The following is a 1733-nucleotide window of genomic DNA, read 5'->3' as shown; positions in this document are numbered from 1 at the left end:
TGCCTCCTCCACGGGTACGAACCGCACGCGCGTCCCCGGCGCCAGCAGCGCGGCCGGCTCGCGCGTGTGGTCCCACAGCACCGCGTCCGTCGTGCCGATCAGCTGCCAGCCGCCCGGTGAGGAACGCGGGTACACCCCCGTGTACGGCCCGGCCAGTGCCACGGAACCGGCCGGTACGGACGTGCGCGGGGTCGCGCGGCGCGGGACGTGGTAGCGGTCCGGGAGCCCGGTGAGGTAGCCGAAGCCGGGGGCGAACCCGCAGAACGCCACCGTGAACTCGGTGCCCGCGTGGAGGCGGGCCGCCTCCCGCGCGGTCGTTCCCCAGTGCTCGGCGACCACCGCCAGGTCCGGGCCGTCGTAGCGCACGGGCAGTTCGACCAGCTCGCCCGCGCGTGCGGGCACGGCCGGCACCGGCGCGGCGGCCAGTTCCGCCGCCCAGCTGGCCCGGTCGGCCAGCCCGTCGAGCAGGACGGTACGGGCCGCCGGGACGATCTCGCGGACGCGCAGCGCGCCCTCGGCGCGGCGCCGCAGCAGCTCCGCGTGCAGGGCCTGCGCGTCCTGTCCGGAGGACACCTCGACGAGCAGCGCGTCGTCGCCGACGAGCAGCGCCCTCACGCGAACGCCTCCAGTCGCACTCCGGCGGCCACCAGCCGCTCGCGCACCCGCCGGGCCAGGCCGACCGCACCGGGCGTGTCGCCGTGCAGGCACAGCGACCGGGCGCGCACCTGGATCCGTGCGCCGGAGTGCGCGACCACCGAGCCGGAGCGGGCGAGGCTGACCGAACGCTCCACGACGGCGTCCGGATCGGTCACCACGGCGCCGTCCTGGCCGCGCGGCACCAGCGTGCCCTCGTCGGTGTACGCCCGGTCCGCGAAGGCTTCCGTGACCGCCGGCAGCCCCGCCTCCGCGGCCAGCGCCAGCAGCCGGGAACCGGGCAGCCCCAGTACCGGCAGCGAGGCGTCCGCCAGCCGCACCCCGTCGATCACCGCCCGGGCCTGCACCTCGTCGTGCACCACCCGGTTGTAGAGCGCGCCGTGCGGCTTGACGTACGCCACGCGCGACCCCGCCGCCCGCGCGAACACCTCCAGGGCACCGATCTGATAGGCCACCTCGGCCGCCAGCTCGGCGGGCGGCACCTCCATCGCGCGCCGCCCGAAGCCGGCCAGGTCCCGGTAGGAGACCTGCGCGCCGATCGTCACCCCGCGTTCGGCCGCCTGCGCGCACACCCGGCGCATGGTGGCCGCGTCCCCGGCGTGGAAGCCGCAGGCCACGTTGGCGCTGGTGACGACGGACAGCAGCTGCTCGTCGTCGGTCAGCCGCCAGCGGCCGAAGCCCTCGCCGAGGTCGGCGTTCAGATCGATCGCGGTGCTCGCGGTCATGGTGCTCTCGTGTCTCCGGTCGTCGTGGAGTCTTCTCGGGTACGGGTTCCCGTTCGTACGCGGCTTTCGCGCGGGTTCGCGCTCTGCCGGGCTCAGTCGACGCCGACCAGCCGGTACTGCTCGTCGCGGGCGTCGGTCAGGAACATCTGGCCGGGCGCGTGCGTGATCGCGAACGGCGGCCGGGACGCCATGACGGCCGCCTGCGGGGTCACCCCGCACGCCCAGAACACCGGGATGTCGCCGTCGGCGAAGGCCACCGGGTCGCCGAAGTCGGGCCGGCGCAGGTCCGCTATGCCGAGGGCCGCGGGGTCCCCGCAGTGCACCGGGCCGCCGTGCACGGCCGGCAGCAGGCTG

3 protein-coding genes are annotated in these 1733 nt (G+C 76.1%); all 3 read right to left on the bottom strand.

The features are described 5' to 3' along the window. Positions 1-615: 5-oxoprolinase subunit PxpB (gene pxpB / locus IE312_RS36545; RefSeq protein WP_189986625.1), on the bottom strand; the 615-nt coding region annotated here is incomplete at its 3' end. Next, on the bottom strand, positions 612-1379 hold the full coding sequence (locus tag IE312_RS36540) for a LamB/YcsF family protein (RefSeq protein WP_189986624.1): 768 nt from the start codon (positions 1377-1379) through the stop codon (positions 612-614). The genes pxpB and IE312_RS36540, both read right to left, overlap by 4 nt. A gap of 92 nt (positions 1380-1471) precedes the next feature. Beyond that, on the bottom strand, positions 1472-1733 hold a 262-nt coding region (locus tag IE312_RS43455), incomplete at its 5' end, for a D-glutamate cyclase family protein (protein WP_229900880.1).

It is taken from the genome of Streptomyces capoamus, from assembly GCF_014654935.1.
In the GTDB taxonomy this organism is placed as follows: Bacteria; Actinomycetota; Actinomycetes; order Streptomycetales; family Streptomycetaceae; genus Streptomyces; species Streptomyces capoamus.
Note: the sequence above shows the minus strand (reverse complement) of the source record. Positions and strands in the feature narration are given on the sequence as shown.